This window comes from Flavobacteriales bacterium (assembly GCA_030584065.1).
Lineage (GTDB): Bacteria > Bacteroidota > Bacteroidia > Flavobacteriales_F > PHOS-HE28 > PHOS-HE28.
On record CP129489.1, the window covers coordinates 3,413,221 to 3,431,775 of the forward strand.

Consider the following 18,555-nt stretch of genomic DNA (forward strand, 5'->3'; position numbering starts at 1 on the left):
CTGTGCTGCGGCGTTCCGGCCTGCGCTTCAGTCCGCGCGCAGCTTCCACTCGATGCCAAGGTCCCAGCCGGCACGCACGTTGATCGGCTCGGCGTGGTGCCATACCCGTTCGGGCTGCAGGCCGGCGCGCCATTGCCCGGGATCCCAGCGCCCGCTGCCATCGGCATCCTCGATCAGGCGCATGGAGTGGTTGCCTGGCTCAAGGCGCTCCCAGGTGATGCGGTCGCCGGTGGAAATCCCGCGCGCTTCGCGCACGACCCGCCCTTGCGCATCAAGGAGCTGCAGGATCAGGCGGTCCAATGGCGTGCCGGCAGCGGCGACGGTCACCCGCAAGGTGCCTAGGCTGCGGGCTTCGGCACGGCCAAGGGTGAAACGCAGGGAGTCGTTGGTGGCGCCGTAGCGGTCCGTGACGGCCTTGGGCAACAGGGTGAGCTGGGCATTGGACCCGGGGGGCAGGTCGGCTTCGATGCGCAAGCGGCGGACCGACCCAGGGTCTGCCTCGACGCGCACCGGGGTCGCAACGCTGTCTATGCGGAGATCGAACCGGTCCGTGTCCCACGCCGCGATGGGGCGTGCCGCAGTGAGGGTCACGGAGAAGGCCCCATCGGCCTCTTGGGTGGCGCTCCGCAAGACGAGCTTGAAGGGCATGGGGCGGATCGGGAGGTAGCGCAGGGTATCGAGGATGCCCGTTTCGGCGGCGACGGCATAGCGCCCCTCAGCCAAGGCGGTGGTATCGGAAGGCCACATCAGCACCGTATCACGGGCGGCGTTCCACTCCGGTGTCCAGGTGATGCGGCCGCCTGTGCGCTCCACGTCATGGAGGGCGATCGTCACGGCCGGCCTCGCCAGGATCAACCGCCAGGCACGGTCTTCGGTGACCGACGCCTCGCGTACCTGCTGCGCGGCGCTTGCCTCGCGGAACAGCCTCAGGTGCAGAAGGGCCGCCGCCGTGTCCGATGGCGGGTGCGGCGTCACCGGGCTGGGCAGGAAAGCGATCTCCTCGGTGGGCAGGTCGTATCGATGATTGCCGTTCTGGTCGCGCAAGGCCACGGCATGGAAACGGCCGGGCGGCAAATGGGAGAGCGTGAACCGGCCCTGCTTGTCGGTGCGGGTCGCATAAGCCGGCCTGCCGCCGGTGAACGCGGCGGTATCGCCCTCGGTGAGCAGCATCACTTTCACGCCTTCGGCCGGGGTGCCGCTGAAGGCTTCGCCCACACGGCCGCTGAGCATGAGGCTGTCGAGTGCTGCGCCGGTGGAGAGCACGTAGGCGAGCCCATTGGCCCGGTTGCCTTCCGTGAGGTCCTTCACCGATTCGCCGATCGCGAAGGTGTAGGTGGCATCGGGCTTGAGCTCGCCCTTCCAGCGCACCTCCACCTCGCGTGCGCCGGTGATGGCGATGGTGGGCGGCGGGTCGATCGGAGGGGAGACGAGCAGGCCCTCGCGCGACCTCTCCAACTGGATGCGCTCATCGAACCGGAGGACGAAGCGGTTTCCCGTGAAGCGCGTGGTGCCGTCAGGCGGAATGGCGTTGACCAGGAGCGGCGACGCCTCATCCTTCGGCCCACCGGTGATGTCGCGCACCTGCGCGCAGGCTCCCAGGAGAAGCGCCACGGCCATCAGGGCGCTGTGCCGCCTCATTCGAAGAGCGGTTGCAGGATCTCGCACATCGTCTCCAGCGCATGCACATCGACGGTGCCGAAGTCGTCGAGCTCCGTACTGTCGATGTCGAGCACAGCGGCGATGCGGCCGTCCCTGTCGCGGATGGGCACCACGATTTCCGACCGGCTGTGGGGGCTGCAGGCGATATGCCCGGGGAACTGCTCTACATCGGGCACCACCAAGGTCTTTTCCTGCTTCCAGGCGCCGCCGCACACGCCCTTGCCGAAGGCGATGCGCGAGCAGGCCACGGGTCCCTGGAAGGGGCCCAGCACCAGGTCCGCACCGGCTACCCGGTAGAAGCCGACCCAGTGCCAGGCGAAGCGCTCCATGATGAGCGCACTGAAGTTGGCCATCGCGGCGATGAGGTCGCGCTCCTCGCTCAGCAGCTCCTGCATCTCGGGGAGCAGCGCATCGTACGCAGCCACGCGGTCTGAGGAATTCTTGGTCGGCTTCGTGCCAGGCATGCAATTCGGTTGGGCGGCGAAATTACCCGTCAGGCGCAGGCAGCGGTGAACAGGCTCACGCGCACCCCCGGCACGGCTACCAGCGCAGCGGCGCAGGCTTCGATGGTGGCGCCTGTCGTTACCACGTCGTCCACCAGCAGCACATGCCGCCCCTCCAGCGCTTTCGGGTCGCGCACCACGAAGGCATCCCGCACATTCCGCCACCGGTCCAATCGGCCCTTGCGGGTCTGCGTCTCGGTCCGGGCGCCTCGGGCCAGGGCATGGTGCAGGGGCGCCAGGGGCAGCACCTCGCGCATGCCGTCGCAAAGGAGCCGGCTCTGGTTGTAGCCGCGCTGCCGTTGCTTGCGCGGGTGGAGCGGGATGGCCAGCAGCGCGTCCGCACCGGCGAACCGCGCACTCGTGCCGAGCGCCTCGCCCATGAGCCGGCCCATGAATCGGGCGGCCTCCGTATCCTGCGCGTATTTGATGCGGTGCAGGATGCGCTGCACCTTGCCGTGCGAATTGAATTGAAGCAGCGCGCTGGCTGCCTGGAGCTGCACGCGGCCATGGAAGAGCCGCTCCACCGGATTCAGGGGGTCGTCGTGGAAGCGCGTGAAGGGGAGATCCGCCAGGCAGGGCCCGCACAGGCATTCCTCATGGCGCATGAGCGGGGTGTCGCACCCGGCGCAGCGGCGCGGGATGAAGAGCCCGACGAGGTCGGAGGCCCAGAGCTTGAGTGTGTCAACTGTGCGCAATACGATGTTGATAAGCGCGGCGTTCAGGAAGGGTGGGCCTTCGGGCCGGCAGTAATTTAGCCCGCTGATTGCATCCCTCCCATGGACGAGCCGACGAACCAGCCGACGAAGAACCGCTCCAATACCGGACTGCTGCTACTGGTAGTGCTGCTGCTGATCAGCAATGTGGTGATGCTGTGGATGCTGATGCAGCGGGGCAAGGAGGTGGAGCAGACCCAGGAGAAGGTGGTGGCCCTGGAGGAGCGCAACGAGGATGTGCTGGGCATGCTGGAGAGCACCTTGAACAGCTACGACTCGCTCCAGACGGAGAATGACACTATCAAGCAGGAGCTCGAGCTGCAGAAGCAGCAGATCCAGGAGCTGATGGACAAGGTGAAGCGCGGCAACTATGACCTGGCCAAGGCGCGCAAGGAGGCCGAGACGCTGCGGTCGATCATGAAGAACTACATCGCGCAGATCGATTCGCTCAACCGGGCGAATCAGGTCCTCACGGCCGAGAAGCAGCAGCTCACCCAGGAGCTGGGGGAGGAGAAGGCTCAGAAGGAGGCGCTCGCCACCGAGAAGGAGACCTTGCAGGGCAAGATCGCCCGCGGAGCCGTCCTCCATACCACGAGCATCACGGCCGGGGCGCTGTTCGTGCGCAGCAACGGCAAGCAGGTCGATACGGAGCGCGCGAACAAGGCGGAGATGATCAAGTGCTGCTTCACGCTGGGCGAGAACAAGGTCACCGACGCGGGCGACAAGACGCTCTACATGCGCGTGATCAGCCCGGACGGCAAGGTGCTCCCCACGTCCGATGGCGCCAGCCGGTTCAAGTTCAATGGCGTGGAGGGCGAGTACAGCGCCAAGCGCGAGGTGAATTACCAGAACCAGCCTGTGGATGCCTGCATCTTCTGGACGGGCGGGGAGGAGCTGCGCACCGGGCAGTACATCGTGGAGGTCTACGAGGCGGGCTCGCTCGTGTCGAAGGCCAGTTTCAACCTGAAGTAGCTTCAGAAGAAGGCGCGCACCTGCGCGCCTCCCACGTGCACCACCGGCACCCCTTCGCTGCGGCGGCCGTTGTAGGTGAGGTCCACCTGCAGATTGCCGCTCAGGTTGCGCTGGATGCTCAGGCTCCAGGTGCCGTTCATCCCGGGTTTCAGGCCTGCCAGCAGCTCATTGCCCAGCGCACTGTTCACCTCGCCGGAGAAGCGGATGTCCACCAGATTGGCCGTGGCCAGGATGCTGCCCTTGCCTGCGGTGTTGTAGCGGAACTCCAGCCCCAGGTCCTGGATGCCCGCTTCCTCGCCGCCGAATTCCTCGCGGTTGCGCTTGGCGGTGGCCTTGTAGGCGAGCGTGGCGCGCACCGAGGTGTTCGGCTGCCAGGTTACACGGGGGCGCACCCCCTCCTGGGCGATGGCCCACGTGCGGCCGCTGAGCAAGTCGCTGGCATTGCCCACGCGGCCGCGCTCGCCCTCCACGTCGATGGACCAATGGCGCGTGATGTTCAAGCGGGCACGCACCGTGTTGAATTCCCGTGACCGTGACTCGTAGCCGTTGAGCAGCAGGTTGCGCGAGCGGTCGTTCTGCCAGGTGTGATCGACGCTCCAGACCCGGCTCGTGCGGTCGTAGTACAGCGTGTTGCGGGTGGAGCCGGCGTAGCTGGTGAGGTTCGTATCGGCACGCTCCGGGGCCAGCGGGTCAAGCACCTTCCAAGGGTCGGTGGTGGAGGAGCGGCGGTCAACCCGCATGGAGGCCAGGTTGGAGAACCGGCCGATGAAGCCGCGCAGCCCGCCGGCATCCGCCCATCGCACGCCGGGCCGCAGGTCTAGTGCTGCGCTCGTCTGGTTGCTGTAGTTGCGCACATAGGTGTTGCCCGGAACGAATACGCGCAGGTAGTCGGCCTCGTATCCGAAGTTGGCCTGCTCGAATTCGTTGAGCTCCTTGATGCCGTTGCCGTTGTAATCGTTCCAGATGTAGAGGCCCTGGCCGGCTGGCACCTGTACATAGATGTATTCGCGCCGCTGCTCCAGGCCGGAGCCGAACTCGTTGAAGATGTCGATCACCGCCGCGCCCTTCCAGAGCGTGAGGTCGTAATCCACACGGGCCAGGTAGGTATCCTGCGGCTTCGCGGCGGTGAGGGCGCTGTCCAGCACGCGCAGGCTGCGGTAGGTGGCCGTGGCCGCGAACCGGTTGCGGGGGTTCCGTGCCAGGTCGATGCTGAAGGCGTAGGCATTGGCGATGGTGCTGGCGGTCAGTGCTCCATCGCGCAGGGCGCGGTCCGTGCGCTGGCCGGCGGAGGCGCGCCACTTGTTCACCGCCGAGTCGGGGCTCTGGATGAAGGCCTCGATGTCCTCGAATGCATAGGACCCCGGCTGGAGCCCCTGCACGCTGTCGAGCCGGAAGAGGTTGCGCTCGTTCTCGCTCATCACTCCGACTGAGAAGGGCTTCAGCCGGTAGCGTGCGCGCCCCTTGTTCCGCAGGAAGTCGCTTTCCCGAGCGGCATCGGCCTGCAGCCAGCTGGCGGTCCCGGTGAGCTCGAAGCGCCCTAGGCGCAGGTCGCTGGCAAGGTCCTGCTTCCAACCGGTGTAGCGGTCGCGGACCAGGAACGTTCCCAGGCCGTAGAGCACCTTGCCCAAGCGCCTTCCGGTGAGGCCGACACTGGCGCTCGCCAGCACCTGCTCCTCGGCGAGGTCGAGTCCGATGGCATTCCAATTGCGCTCGAACTCCACGGCGCGGTAGCGCTCCACGAACCGGAAATGACGGCTGATCGCTTCGGCTTCGGCGCCCAGCAGCAGGTGCAGCGAGGTGTCCTTTGCGCTCAGGGGCACGGCGTGCGCGCCGCGCGCCAGCAGCCCGTATCCCTGGTCGTCCGCGCCGTCGGCACTGCTGAAGGTGTTGGCGTCGAGCCGGCTGAAGGCGCCCTCCACAGTGGCCGTGGAGCGCGGTGCGAAGCGGTGGTCCACGCCGAGCGTGATGAGCTGCTGGGCGCGCGGCGCCACGAGCAGCCGCAATGGGGCGAATTCCCCGCGCCGTATCACGGTGCCACCGATGGTGTCCGGGCCCACCCAGCGGAACACGCGGCCGTTCGGGGTGAATTCCTGAAGCACGTAGTCGCCGCTCCCGGCGCCCACCTGGGTGAAGACGACGCGAAAGAGCGCAGCGGCCGGGTCGGTGCTGTAGACATACACGGGGGAGTACCCAAGGGAGTCCGTGCGCCTGTATAGGACCTGGTCGGAAACGAACCCCGTGCTGTCTGCCCCGTCGATGGCGGCGGCCAACGGGTCATCGCCGGCCGACCGCAGCACCTCGCGCTCTGCCTCCCCGACCTCCTGCTGCAGCGGTTGGTTCCGATGGTCCTGCTCGCTGTAGGCGTGCAGGCGGAGCACGCTGCGGCCCATATCCACGGTATGGTCGAGCCGCACGAGCGATCGGGCATAGTTCTTATCAGAGTACTGGAATTCCACGACGATGCGCCGGTCCTTGGTCACCAGCTGCCGTGCGGTGAAGGTCACCTCCGCGGTATTGTAGTCGATGACGTAGTCATTCTCCTGCCCGCGGGCCATGATCTGCCCGTCGATGAACACGCGCTCGCTGCCGGAGAGCACGATGATCACCGAGCCCGCCTCGTTGCCTCGCAGCCGGTAGGGCCCCTGCACCCCCTCGATGCCTTGGATCACGTTCCGCGCGAACTTGCCTTTACTGATTGCGGCGCTCACCCCCGTGGCCATCCGCGCCCGCCCCGCATCGGTGCGGAGGTCGTAGCTGAGCCCTTTGGCCTTCTTCAGGTATGTGAGGAAGTGGCTCGTCGGGCGCTGCAGCACGAAGTCGCCGGCGATGAGCTCCCACTTGTTCCCCGGGCCGCGCGCATTCTCCTCGAAGAGCTTGATGAAGACCTGGTCGAAATCCTGGAGCTCGGCCGTATTGCCGCCCGCCTGCACGGGGATGTTGTTGTCGGTGACGCTGGCCGCCACGCCGATGCGGTCGCTGATGCGGCCCCCCAGTTGCAGGTTGAGCGTCGAATTGACGGAGAGGTCCTGGTTGTTTCCGAAGAGCACGCCACGGGAGATGCTCCCGCTGCGCTCCAGCCCGCGCAGGCCCATGAGGTCGTTCTCCTGCTTGGGCGGCACGTACTTGAAGGGGTCGGGCCGGTCGGTGCGCTCGCCGATCCGGCTGGGGTCCTTGTGCTGCAATCGCCCGCCGAGCAGCAGCGGCATCACCCTGTACCGTGCCAGCACCGAATCCGGCGCTCCGGCCCAGATCACCAGCCCTTCGTAGGGCCGCAGGTCATACTGCTGCTCCGGCACCGGCAGGCTGTCGGCAAAGAGCGTCAGGCTGCCAGGCACGATGCTGAGTGTGTCGATGCGCAGCGTGTCGCCCTGTGCTTTCACCCAGCGCTGCCTCAGGTTCGACCCTGTTTGGGCCGTGGCGTGCCAGGCGAGGCAGCACAAGGCAGCGACGAGGGCGAGCCTCGGCCGCAGCGCGCCTATCAAGCGCCCCATGGTGCCATCACTTCCAACGCGCTGTTCCATCGCTGCCCGCGAAAAGTACCCGTTGCCGCGGCCCGCAGCCACGCGGAGCCGATCACCATGACCCTGTTGATGCTCAAGCGGAGCCATCGCTGGCCGGCCGGATGCGCGCCGATAGATTTACCGGCCATAGCCAGATGATGTCGCGCATCCGAACCGGAATCGCATGGGTCGTGGGGCTCTTCTTCCTCGGTTGCGGCGGGGGCGTGGAATCCCGTGAACGCATTTCACCGTCGGGGAAGTATTACGGCGGCATCTTCAGTGCCAACGAGACCGAGGAGCCGATGAGCCTCTTCCCGTTGAGCCTCACGCAGGCGGCAGCGCACCGCGTGGGCGCCCAGATCTTCGAGGGACTTGTCCGGCTCGACCACCAGGATCTCACCGTGCAGCCTGCGCTGGCCGAGGAATGGACGGCGGATGCCACCGGGATGGAGTACACCTTTCGCCTTCGCGAGGGCGTCCGGTTCCACGACGATGCCTGCTTTCCGGACGGCCGAGGAAGGGAGCTGACGGCTGCCGATGCGGTCCACTGCCTGACCATGGTCTGCACCAACGTTCCGGAGAACCAGATGTTCTGGCTGTTCCAGGACCACGTGGCAGGCGCCAACGCCCACTTCGCATCGGGGGCGACGGCCGATGGGGGCGTGGAGGGCATCCAGGCACTGGACGACCGCACGCTCCGCATCAGGCTCACGGCGCCGTGGCCCGGGTTCCTCCAAGCGCTGGCGCATCAAGGCTGCTGGATCTATCCGCGCGAGGCGCGCTTGAAGTATGGGGAGGAGGTGACCTGGCACCCGGTCGGGACGGGCCCGTTCCGTGTGCGCTCCTTCGACCGTGGCGCCATGCTCGTGCTGGAGCGGTGGCAAGACTATTGGGGCCGGGATGCCGATGGCGCCCCGCTGCCCTACCTGGATGGTGTCCGCTACACCTTCATCCCGGATAAGGGGAAGGAGCTGGATGCGTTCCTCAAGGGCTCCCTCACCGGCGTTTACGAGCTTCCGGTTGAGCGCACCGATGCGCTGAACGGGGGAGGGGACTACCTCGTTCAGAGCAGCCCTTCGCTATCCATCCAGTTCTACGGGTTCAACCTCCGCAAGCCGCCCTTCAACGATGTCCGCGTGCGCCGGGCCTTCGCCATGGCCATCGACCGCCAGTTCCTGGTGGACAGCGTGCTGGATGGCCTGGCCGTCGTGCCCGAGCACGGTGTGGTGGCCCCCGGCCTGCCCGGTTATCCGTATGCGTCGGTGCCTGGAGTGGCCCACGACCCGGATGCGGCGCGCCAGCTGCTTGCCGAAGCGGGGTTCCCGCAGGGCCGTGGCCTCCCGCCCGTGCACCTGCAGGTGAACAACAACGGCTTCGGCTACGTGAAGGTGGCTGAGGCCGTGCAGGCGATGCTGGAACGCGAGCTCGGCGCAAGGGTCGTCTCGTCCGTGCTGCCCGCACAGCAGCATTTCGCGCGCATTGCGAGCGGCGAACCGCTTTTCTGGCGCGAGGGGTGGATCGCCGACCATCCCGACCCCGCGAACTTCCTCGCGCTCTTCTATGGGCGCAATGCGCCGGCGGATACCGCCCAGCAATCGTTCCTGAACAGCACGCGCTACCGCGATGCCCGATTCGACTCGCTCTTCGCGCGGGCCGAGCGGACGACGGATCCGGATGCGCGCCTGGCGTTGCTCGCTCAAGCCGAGGCGCGGTTGATGGAGGAAATGGTGGTGATGCCCCTCTACCACGAACGGGCCATACGCCTGCTCCAGCCTTGGGTGCGCGACCTGCCGATCAATGGCATGGAGTACCGCGATCTGCGTGCGGTCTGGTTCGCGCCCCGCAAGGAAGGCGCCTAAGCCGCAGGACGGAGGGCCTCGAAGAGCAGTTGCTTCGCCACCGGCATGTAGGTCTCGATGCGCGGGAGCGGCAGGTCCGTCTCGAACGCGAATACCGCCGGGTTCGGGAGCTCCCGATGATGGCGCAGCAGCTCCCCCTTGATCCGTTCGTAGGTGGTGGCGATGCCCACGGCGAAGCTCGTGACATAACGGGTGCGCACCGCGGGAGGGGGCTTCGGGCCAGGTGCAGGGGAGACCATGGGCAATTCGAAGAGGTAGGCCCGTGCATCGCCCCCCATGCGCAGCAGCAGCCATCCCGCCTGCGGGTTCAAGGGAAGCAGGCCTACCGGGCTGAACCGGATGGCCTGCACCACGTCGCCGCGGAGGGCCATGCCCTCGGCCAGCGCATGGCGCAGCCGCGGTATGGCCATGGCGATGACCTCATCCACCACATCAAGCCAGGGGTCCTGCGGGGGGGGCGTGTGCACGGCCTGGCCGGTGGCGGGATCGAAGCCCGTGAGCTCTCCGCCGAGCGCGCGGCGCAGCGCCTGCTTCTCGCGGCGCAGCCGCAGCAGTTCCATCAATCGCGCGTCCAGGTCCTGCAGGTAGGGATAGAGCTTGCGCTCGGCGAACCGCCCGGTGATGGCCTGCAGGTAGGCCAGCAAGCGATACTCCTTCAGCTCGGCATCGAGTGCCGGACTGTAGGCCCAATCCGGCGGAAGTGCGGCGTTGACCATGTGGCGCGATCGGCTGCTGTTGCAACGCGGTGTTCAAAAATAATGTTGCCTGCGGCGCCTGATGGGCGCTGGACCGGGCACCTTTGGTGTCGACAAAGCCCGAACCGTCATGAACCGACCGATCCTCCTGCGCACCGCGTTTCCCTTGGTGATCGCCACGGCGCTTGCCGCTTGTGTGCCCAGCCGCAAGTATGAGGAGGAGAAGGCCCGCTCCCGGTCGCTGCAGGCGGAGACGGAGGCGGCCATGGCGAAGGCCCGCGATGCGGAGACCGCGCTCACCGAGGTGCGCGGCGCCAATGAGGAAATGAAGCGCCGCATGGCCCGGCTGGAGCAGGATACCGCCGTGATGGGCAACAGCCTGCGCACGATGACCGTGCAGTACGACAAGATCAACGCGCTCAACAACGAGCTGCTCGAGAAGTACAACAAGCTGCTCGCCGGGAGCGGCAGCGAGAACCGCAAGCTGCTCTCCGACCTGGAGGCCCTTCGCCTTGACCTGATGAACAGGGAGGACTCCGTCTCGGCCCTTGCCAAGCGCATCGGCGACAAGGAGGCCGCCTTGGCCGCCCGTGAGGCCGAGCTCGCCGCGCTGCAGGCCGAACTGGCCTCGAAGGATGCGGCGATGAAGGCGCTGAAGGAGCGCGTGAGCACCGCGCTCACCGGCTTCGAGGGCAAGGGCCTCACCGTGGAGCAGCGGAACGGCCGGGTGTACGTGAGCATGGAGAACAAGCTGCTCTTCCCCAGCGGGAGCTACGCCATCGACGCCAAGGGCCGCGACCTCATCGTGAAGCTGGCCAAGGCCATTGAAGGGGAGAAGGACCTGAACGTGCTGGTGGAAGGGCACACCGACACCGACAAGGTGCAGGGCGGAGGAGCGCTCAAGGACAATTGGGACCTGAGCGTCATGCGCGCCACCACCGTGGTGCGCATCATGCAGGAGAGCAGCAAGCTCGATCCGGTGCGGGTGACCGCTGCGGGTCGCGGTGAATTCGTCCCGGTCGATCCGGCCGACAAGGCGAAGAACAGGCGCATCGAGATCATCCTCGCGCCCGACCTCAAGGAGCTGATGAAGCTCGTGAATGACTGAGGCCGACTAGGCCAGAGAGGCCTCGGACACGCCCTCCGACAGCCAGTGCCGTGCATCGCCCTCGTCGATGAAGACGGCCGTTGCATTCTCACGCGGGTGGTAGCGGAAGTAGATGCCGGCCAGGCGTTCGTTGAAGGTGCTCTGCGCGGCAAGCGCCAGCCGTCGGGCCTGGCCGCAACCGCCGTTCAGCGCATGATGATCCACTCCCATGATGCCGAGGTCGAAATCCACCTCGGGAGGGAGGACCATGAGGATGTCTGCTGCTTCAGCAGCACAGAGGCTCTGCTTGGCGCGCACGACCTCAGCCAATCCCTCCGCATCCAACTTCACATCCGGCTTGAATCGCACTTCCACCAGGCCGACAGCCGTGCGTTCCAGCGTGGCTGTCCGGGTTTCGATGAGGCGGGGATGCAGCATGTTCACCGCGCAAAGGTCGATGTTATGCGCGCATACCTGTCACGATGATGCAACGGATGGTTGGGGCAGGTGGGCAACGGAGCAACGCAGGTGGCCGTCTTCCTGAAGCCAACCCGTTCAACGCCCCCCCATGAAGCGAGCCCTACCCGCTGTCCTTTTCTTCTGCCACGCACTGCTGGCAGATGCCCAAGGGGGCTTGAACATCTTCCTCAACGTGCAGCATGCCACCTGCGGCAGCGCAACCGGCGGCATCACGGGATCGGCATGGGGCGGCGTGCCGCCCTATACCTACGTGTGGACCCCGGCCCCGCCGAGCGGTCAGGGTACCTTGGTGCTGCAGGACCTTCCCGCCGGCATGTATTCGGTGACCGTGACGGATGCGCAGGGCGCAACGGCATCCGCTGAGGCGACGGTCATCGAGACCCCGGACCTCTTCCCGCCTTTTGCGCCGGCCCAGGCGGCATGGAGCTGCGCGCCGGGCTGCAACGGGTCCTTTAATCATTACCTGCCCCTGAGCGGCGCCACCATGCCCTACACGGTCACGTTCGACCCCCCGGGGCCGACGGGCGGCGCCAGCCCGAACGGACTCTATTTCAGCAGCCTTTGCGCCGGGGAGACGTACATGGTCACCGTCTCCGATGCCAACGGCTGCACCGGCACTGTATCGGGACTGGAGGTGGTGGGTCCCATGGATCCGGAGATCCTGAACCTGGTGGTGACCGCCAGCTGTCCCGGCGGCAGCAATGGGGCATTCGTGGTGGAATTCACCGATGCGGACTCGATCTTCATCAACCCCAGCGGCATCCAGCAATGGTCGCAGGCGGGCAACATGCTCATGGCATCCAATCTGGCGGCCGGGTCCTACCTGGTGTATGTGAGCATCTCCTCGAACGGTGCGCCCCCGCCGGGAACAAGCAGCCCTTGGTGCACCGCCACCTTCGCGATCGAAGTCCCGGAATCCACAGAGCCGTGCGGCACCGTCTCGGGCATCGTCTACGCCGATCTTGATGGCGACTGCATGCCGGCCGGTGCCGATGTCGGTCTGCCGTTCCGGCCGCTCACCATCGATCCGGGCGGCCAGGTGCTGCTCACCGGTGCCGATGGCAGCTATGCCACGGCCCTTTTCTACGGCGCCTACGCCTTTGATGCCGCCATCGACGGCTATGCATCGTCGTGCATCACGCTGCCGGCCGCTTTCGCCCTGGATGCCGGCGCTTCCGCAGCGACGTTCGATGTGCCGATGGAGCCGCTGGAGGGGCCCGACGCACGCGCGTTCCTCAGCGCCGGCGTCCATCGGCCGGGATTCCCGGTGAGCTACCACGTGTCGGTGCAGAACGACGGCCCCTTCGCATTCGATGCCATGACGCTCGAGCTGGCCTACGATCCGCTGCTCACCTTGGTAACCGCTGAGGGCGCTCCCTCGGTGGTTGGTCCGGGTCAGCTGAGCTGGGCCCTGCCGGGGCTGGCGCCTTTCGCCACGGCGGCATTCACCGTGGAACTGAGCGTACCGCCGACGGCGAGCCTCATCGGCACGATGGTGAATGCCACCGTGAGCGTGACGCCCGACCCCGCCGATGCGGATCCCTCGAATGACGCCTATGGCATCACGCGGACCATCGTGGGCGCCTACGACCCGAACGACAAGCTGGCCCAGACCAGCAGCCGCTTGAGCGAGGCATGGTTCTTCCTCGATGCGGATGCGCACGTGGACTTCACCATCCGTTTCCAGAACACCGGCACGGCGGAGGCCATCAATGTGCATCTGATCGATACCATCTCCCCGCTGTTCGACCTGCTCTCCTTCGAGATGCTGGGCGCATCGCATCCCTTCACCGCCGCGCTGCTGCCCGCACGGGTGCTGCGGTTCGACTTCACGGGAATCATGCTGCCCGACAGCGCCGCCGACCCGCTGGGCAGCCAGGGCTACGCCAGCTTCCGGCTGAAGCCCATCCCGGGCCTGGCGCCCGGAGCCGAGCTCGCCAACACGGCGGACATCTACTTCGATTTCAATGAGCCCATCCGCACGAATACCGCGGTGCTCGGCACCGACTACACGGTTGGGCTCGCTGAGCAGGGCCTGTCGGTGCTGCTACGGCCCAATCCGGTGCGCGATGAGCTTTGGGTAGCTATGCCCCCGGGTGCGGCCTTGGCCGAGGTGGTGGCCTTGGATGGGCGCGTCGTCCTCTCGCGCAGCGTGCGGGACGCGGCGGAGCGGCTCACCGTGACCGACCTGCGACCCGGCGCATACCTGCTGCGGGTGACCACAGCCAGCGGTGCCATGGGTCAGGAGCGGTTCGTGAAGCAGTAGGGGCCCCAGCCGGCGCGATGGCGCCATGAGTCTCTCCCCGGCGGTTGGATTCGCCGAGTGGGAAGGCGCTTTGGTAGAATTCTGGGCGGTCCCGACGAATCGGGTCGATGGGGCAGCGAGTCCGGGCATTGGCCGGATGAAAGGGGGATAGGGCCCGCCGACCCCTCCGGAGAGTGGGCTTCTCGGCTGGTTCCGTGGCCTTTACACGAGGTCATGTGGTGGTAGCTTCGGCGCATCGCTCACTTGGAAATGGAAGATCCAAGTGGCAGCCAAGGCCGGCATGAAGCTCCGCATGCAGGACTCGGGCAACGGGATGGGCAAGGATCCCGGGCGATGCTGAACCAGTCCACCCGGCGGAGCGAGACGGACCATGAAGCAGTTCCGAGCGGTATTCCTGCAAGCATCCCTTACAGCCATCCTGCTCCTCGCGGCATCGCCGGGCGCCACGGCCCAGACCAGCTCCCAGCGGGCCGCTGTGCAGCTGAGTGCAACGGTGCAGGCGGCACCCGCGCAGATTACCCTGTCGTGGGCGGCCATGGCCAGCACCACGTCCATCACCATCTACCGCAAGACCGCCGATGCCACCTCCTGGGGCTCGGCCATCGCCACGCCGGCAGCCTCGAGCCTGAGCTACCAGGACAACACCGTGGCGGTCGGCACCCTTTACGAATACCGGGTGGTGCGCGTGGCCGGAGGGGTGACGGGCAACGGCTATATCAGCTCGGGGATCGCGGTGCCGCCGGTGGACTACCGCGGCCGCATGATCCTGCTGGTGGACAATACCTTCTCCTCGCCCTTGGCGAGTGAGCTGGCCACGCTGGAGAAGGACCTGCGCATGGATGGCTGGGCGGTGGTGCGCACGAACCTGGCCCGCACCGCTTCCGTGGCCACGGTGAAGAGCACCATCCTCGGCCACTACAACGCGGATCCGCAGAACACGAAGGCCGTCTTCATCGTCGGGCACTTGGCGGTTCCCTACTCCGGCAACCAAGCGCCCGATGGCCACAGCGAGCACAGCGGCGCGTGGCCCTGTGATGGCTATTACGGCGAGATCAACGGCACCTGGACGGACAACAGCGTGAACAACAGCGGACCGCAGCGCGCTGAGAACCGCAACATCCCAGGCGACGGGAAATTCGACCAGAGCAATTTCCCCAGTCCGCTCGAGCTGCAGGTGGGCCGCGTGGATTTCCATGACATGCCGGCCTTCAGCCAGAGCGAGACCGAGCTCCTGCGGGCCTACCTGAACAAGCTGCACGCCTACAAGGTGAAGCAATGGACCCCCCAGCAGCGTGCGCTTGTGTACGACAACCTTCAGTGGGTGAGCAACCCGCTCGCGGCAAGCGCCTGGCGAAGCTTCCCGCCGCTGGTGGGCACCGCCCAGACCACGGCTGCCAACCATAATATGTATGAGTACCCGCAGCTGTTGCATAACCAGAGTTATCTCTGGACCTACTTCAGCGGGGGCGGCGTGCAGGCCACCACGGGCGGCGTGCTCACCTACAATGGCGCGGCGCGGTGCGGCACTACCGAGTCCTGGGCCTCCTCCGTCACCACGGGCGGCGTCTTCAACCTCTCCTTCGGCAGCTACTTCGGTGATTGGGACAACCGCAACAACTTCCTGCGCGCCCCCTTGGCGAGCGGGCAGGCGCTCACCAATGTGTGGGCGGCCATACCGGCCTGGTACTTCCACCACATGGGCATGGGCGCCAACATCGGGTACAGCACCCTGATGACGATGAACAACAGCGCGCTCTATACCCCGCTCACCGACGGCTGGCAGGGGTCCATCGGCCGCGCCCACCTGGCGCTCATGGGCGACCCCTCGCTGCGGCAGCGCATGCTGCTGCCGCCCGCGAACCTCTCGGTCAGCAATGCCGGTGGCTTCGCCTCCTTCAGCTGGTCGCCCTCCACGGAAACCGTGGATGGCTACCACCTCTACAGCATCGAGGCCTCCACGGGTGCCGTCACGCGCATCACCAACGCGCCGGTCACCGGCACCACGCACACCAGCGCCACGGTGCCGTTCGTCGCCGGTCGGGAGTACATGGTCCGTGCGGTGCGCCTCATCACTGAGCCTTCTGGCAGCTACTACAACCTCTCCTTGGGCGTTTCGGCGATCGCCGCAGGGTCCACCGGTCCCGACTGCAACGGAGTGGTCGGCGGCCCATCGGTACCCGGCACGCCCTGCAACGATGGCAACGCCTGCACCACCAACGACACCTGGAACGCGAACTGCCAGTGCACGGGACTGCCCACCGGCCCCACGGCGAGCATCACCGCCGGCGGCCCCACCTCTTTCTGCACCGGCGGCACCGTCACGCTGAGCGCGAATACGGGCTCTGGCCTCACCTATCAGTGGAGGCGGAACGGCACCAACCTCACCGGGGCCACGTCGAGCACCTATACCGCCACCACGGCCGGCACATACACCGTTGTGGTGAGCAGCGGGGGCTGCGCCACGACATCCGCGGGCGTCACCGTCACGGTGGCCACCCCGCCGGCGGCCACGATCAGCGCCGGCGGCCCCACCACGTTCTGCACCGGCGGCAGCGTGGTGCTCAGCGCCAACACCGGCACCGGCTTCACCTACCAGTGGCGCCGTGACGGCACCTGGATCACCGGCGCCAACTCCTCCACCTACACGGTGACGACCAGCGGCTTCTATTCGGTGATCGTGTACAGCAACGGCTGCAACACCTACTCCTCCATCCTCCAGGTCTCGGTGACCGGGCCGCCGGCCGCCACCATCACGGCCGGCGGAGCCACCAGCTTCTGCAGCGGCGGCAGTGTGGTGCTGAGCGCGAATGCAGGAACGGGGCTCACCTATCAGTGGCGTCGGAACGGCACGTCCATCAGCGGCGCCACTGCGGCCAGCTACACCGCGACCACGGCCGGCAGCTACACCGTGGTGGTCTCCAGCGGCGGCTGCTCCACCACTTCGGCTGCGACGACCGTCGCCATCGGCACCGCTCCCGCGGCATCCATCACCGCCGGAGGTCCTACCAGCTTCTGCACCGGCGGTAGCGTAGCGCTCAGCGCGAACACCGGCACCGGCCTCACCTATCAGTGGCGGCGCGATGGCGCGACCATCAGCGGTGCAACCGCCAGCACGTATACGGCCACCCAGAGCGGCACCTATTCCGTGGTGGTCACCAGCAGCGGATGCTCCAACGCCTCGTCGGGCATCGCGGTGAGCGCTTCGGGCGGGGTGAGCGCGACCATCACGGCGGCTGGCTCCACGAGCTTCTGCAGCGGCGGCAGCGTGGTGCTCAACGCCGGCACCGGCACGGGCTACACCTACCAGTGGCGGCGCAACGGAACGGCCATCAGCGGTGCCACCGCAGCCTCCTACACGGCCAACCTCGCGGGGAGCTACACGGTGGTGGTCACCAGCGGCAGCTGCAGCGCCACTTCGAATGCGACCACGGTGACGGTGAGCACCGCGCCAACGGCCACCATCACCAATGGCAGCAGCGCCTCCTTCTGCACCGGGTCGTCGGTGACGCTGAACGCCGCCACGGGCACGGGCTACACCTATCAATGGCGCAGGAGCGGCGCCAACATCAGCGGCGCAACGGCCGCGACCTATGCCGCCACCACTGCCGGCAACTATACCGTCACCGTAACCAACGGGGGCTGTGCCGCCACTTCAGGCACCACGGTGGTGTCCACCATCGCGGCACCTGTGATCACCTGCTCGTCGTCACCGGCCAGTGGTACGGTCTCGGTGAGCGTCACGAGCGGCACGGGCCCTTATACCTACGCCTGGAGCACGACACCGATGCAGACCACGGCCACGGCTACGGTGCAGTCATCGGGCACTTACACGGTCACCGTGCGCGGTGCCAACGGCTGCGAGTCCACCTGCTCCGTGAGCATGACCCTGGCTGGTGCCGGCTGCACCGAGCCGCGGACGGTGACGCAAGGCGTATGGGGCTCGGCGGCCAATGCCACGAATCTCTCCGGCTACATGACGAGCAACTGGGCCGCGGCCTTCCCAGCGCCGAATTACCTCACGCTCGGCTGCGGGAGCCGGCTGCTCCGATTCACCACGGCCAATGCCGTCATCACCACGCTGCCCACCACCGGCACGGCCGCGCTGCTGCCCGTCGGCACCACCATCGATCCGGGAACGTCCATCTCCAATACGCTGCTCGGACACCTTGCTGCGCTGAAGATCACCGTGCGCATGGACGAGATCAATCCGGCCTTCGGCCCTTCAGGCACCCAGCTCAAGAACATGGTGATCTCCGCCGGCACCTTCGGCGGCTGGACCGTGCAGCAGCTCATCAACCACGCTGACCAGGCCATCGGCGGATGCGTGGCCCAGTACCCCTTGATCACCATCGCATCGGCGTTGGCGAACATCAACAACGGCTACAGCGTGGCCGGTCAGGGCAACGGCTACCTCACCTGCCCGGGCGGCACGGGCATGGCGTTCGAACCCACCGGCACGAATGCCGGGGTCGGCGGAGGCTTCGACCTCGGCATCACGCTGTTCCCCAATCCCACCCGCGGCGAGACCACGGTGCTGATCCCGACCGTGGAGTGGGAGGAGGGATACACCGTCGACCTCTATGCCCTCAGCGGAGCGTGGATGGGCAGCATCGCGCAGGGCCGCACCGAGGCCGGTGTGCCCACGCGCATCGGATGGGATGCCGCGCGGTGGCCCGCCGGCGCCTATGTGTGCCGGGTGATCATCGGCGATGCGGTGCTGCACGCGCGCGTGATCATCGAATAGCCCTTCAGGCCATCCTTCGAACGGCGGCAGGCATCAAGCCCTGCCGCCGTTCGTGTATCGGGGATGCGCCCCTCCAC

Annotated in this window: 11 protein-coding genes; 5 read left to right on the forward strand and 6 right to left on the reverse strand. The window is 66.8% G+C overall.

Features of this window, described 5'->3' with window-relative positions; all coding sequences use genetic code 11:
• Positions 1-27: 27 nt before the first annotated feature.
• The 3 genes from QY325_14110 to QY325_14120 are packed head-to-tail and all read right to left on the reverse strand — an operon-like array spanning position 28 to position 2,857.
• Positions 28-1,638: an Ig-like domain-containing protein gene (locus QY325_14110; protein ID WKZ65891.1), complete on the reverse strand. Its 1,611-nt coding sequence runs from the start codon at positions 1,636-1,638 to the stop codon at positions 28-30.
• A complete protein-coding gene (locus QY325_14115) occupies positions 1,635-2,123 on the reverse strand; it encodes a GAF domain-containing protein (GenBank protein WKZ65892.1) in 489 nt (162 codons plus the stop codon). Before QY325_14115 ends, QY325_14110 begins: the two co-directional genes overlap by 4 nt.
• A 29-nt stretch (positions 2,124-2,152) precedes the next feature.
• The gene (locus QY325_14120; protein WKZ65893.1) at positions 2,153-2,857 is read right to left on the reverse strand and encodes a phosphoribosyltransferase family protein; all 705 of its coding nucleotides are present in this window, start codon (positions 2,855-2,857) and stop codon (positions 2,153-2,155) included.
• Positions 2,858-2,938: 81 nt separating this feature from the next.
• Here QY325_14120 and QY325_14125 point away from each other — a divergent pair, with 81 nt between their 5' ends.
• The gene (locus QY325_14125; GenBank protein WKZ65894.1) at positions 2,939-3,847 is read left to right on the forward strand and encodes a hypothetical protein; all 909 of its coding nucleotides are present in this window, start codon (positions 2,939-2,941) and stop codon (positions 3,845-3,847) included.
• 2 nt (positions 3,848-3,849) lie between these two features.
• Here QY325_14125 and QY325_14130 read toward each other — a convergent pair whose 3' ends face one another.
• Entirely contained in the window at positions 3,850-7,368 is a 3,519-nt protein-coding gene (locus tag QY325_14130) for a hypothetical protein (GenBank protein ID WKZ65895.1), read from the reverse strand.
• A gap of 134 nt (positions 7,369-7,502) precedes the next feature.
• Between QY325_14130 and QY325_14135 the strand changes: the two genes are divergently transcribed.
• Positions 7,503-9,206, forward strand: a complete 1,704-nt coding sequence (locus QY325_14135; protein ID WKZ65896.1) for an ABC transporter substrate-binding protein — start codon at positions 7,503-7,505, stop codon at positions 9,204-9,206.
• Here the strand turns inward: QY325_14135 and QY325_14140 are convergent.
• Positions 9,203-9,922 (reverse strand): hypothetical protein, encoded by a 720-nt coding sequence (locus tag QY325_14140; protein ID WKZ65897.1) that lies wholly within the window; start codon positions 9,920-9,922, stop codon positions 9,203-9,205. The genes QY325_14135 and QY325_14140 overlap by 4 nt on opposite strands.
• Positions 9,923-10,031: 109 nt before the next feature.
• Between QY325_14140 and QY325_14145 the strand changes: the two genes are divergently transcribed.
• A complete protein-coding gene (locus tag QY325_14145) occupies positions 10,032-11,009 on the forward strand; it encodes an OmpA family protein (GenBank protein ID WKZ65898.1) in 978 nt (325 codons plus the stop codon).
• 6 nt (positions 11,010-11,015) lie between these two features.
• Here QY325_14145 and QY325_14150 read toward each other — a convergent pair whose 3' ends face one another.
• The gene (locus tag QY325_14150) at positions 11,016-11,426 is read right to left on the reverse strand and encodes a hypothetical protein (GenBank protein WKZ65899.1); all 411 of its coding nucleotides are present in this window, start codon (positions 11,424-11,426) and stop codon (positions 11,016-11,018) included.
• Between the two features lie 130 nt (positions 11,427-11,556).
• Between QY325_14150 and QY325_14155 the strand changes: the two genes are divergently transcribed.
• Complete coding sequence (locus QY325_14155; GenBank protein ID WKZ65900.1) at positions 11,557-13,734, forward strand: T9SS type A sorting domain-containing protein; 2,178 nt, start codon at positions 11,557-11,559, stop codon at positions 13,732-13,734.
• Positions 13,735-14,104: 370 nt separating this feature from the next.
• Complete coding sequence (locus QY325_14160) at positions 14,105-18,478, forward strand: hypothetical protein (protein WKZ65901.1); 4,374 nt, start codon at positions 14,105-14,107, stop codon at positions 18,476-18,478.
• Positions 18,479-18,555: the final 77 nt, after the last annotated feature.

Excerpts from the sequence above, each read along its gene's own strand:
- QY325_14125 (WKZ65894.1), top strand. The coding sequence starts at position 2,939 with ATGGACGAGCCGACGAACCAGCCGACGAAGAACCGCTCCAATACCGGA.
- QY325_14135 (WKZ65896.1), top strand. The coding sequence starts at position 7,503 with ATGATGTCGCGCATCCGAACCGGAATCGCATGGGTCGTGGGGCTCTTC.
- QY325_14155 (WKZ65900.1), top strand. The coding sequence starts at position 11,557 with ATGAAGCGAGCCCTACCCGCTGTCCTTTTCTTCTGCCACGCACTGCTG.
- QY325_14140 (WKZ65897.1), bottom strand. The coding sequence starts at position 9,922 with ATGGTCAACGCCGCACTTCCGCCGGATTGGGCCTACAGTCCGGCACTC.
- QY325_14145 (WKZ65898.1), top strand. The coding sequence starts at position 10,032 with ATGAACCGACCGATCCTCCTGCGCACCGCGTTTCCCTTGGTGATCGCC.
- QY325_14110 (WKZ65891.1), bottom strand. The coding sequence starts at position 1,638 with ATGAGGCGGCACAGCGCCCTGATGGCCGTGGCGCTTCTCCTGGGAGCC.
- QY325_14115 (WKZ65892.1), bottom strand. The coding sequence starts at position 2,123 with ATGCCTGGCACGAAGCCGACCAAGAATTCCTCAGACCGCGTGGCTGCG.
- QY325_14130 (WKZ65895.1), bottom strand. The coding sequence starts at position 7,368 with ATGGAACAGCGCGTTGGAAGTGATGGCACCATGGGGCGCTTGATAGGC.
- QY325_14150 (WKZ65899.1), bottom strand. The coding sequence starts at position 11,426 with ATGCTGCATCCCCGCCTCATCGAAACCCGGACAGCCACGCTGGAACGC.
- QY325_14160 (WKZ65901.1), top strand. The coding sequence starts at position 14,105 with ATGAAGCAGTTCCGAGCGGTATTCCTGCAAGCATCCCTTACAGCCATC.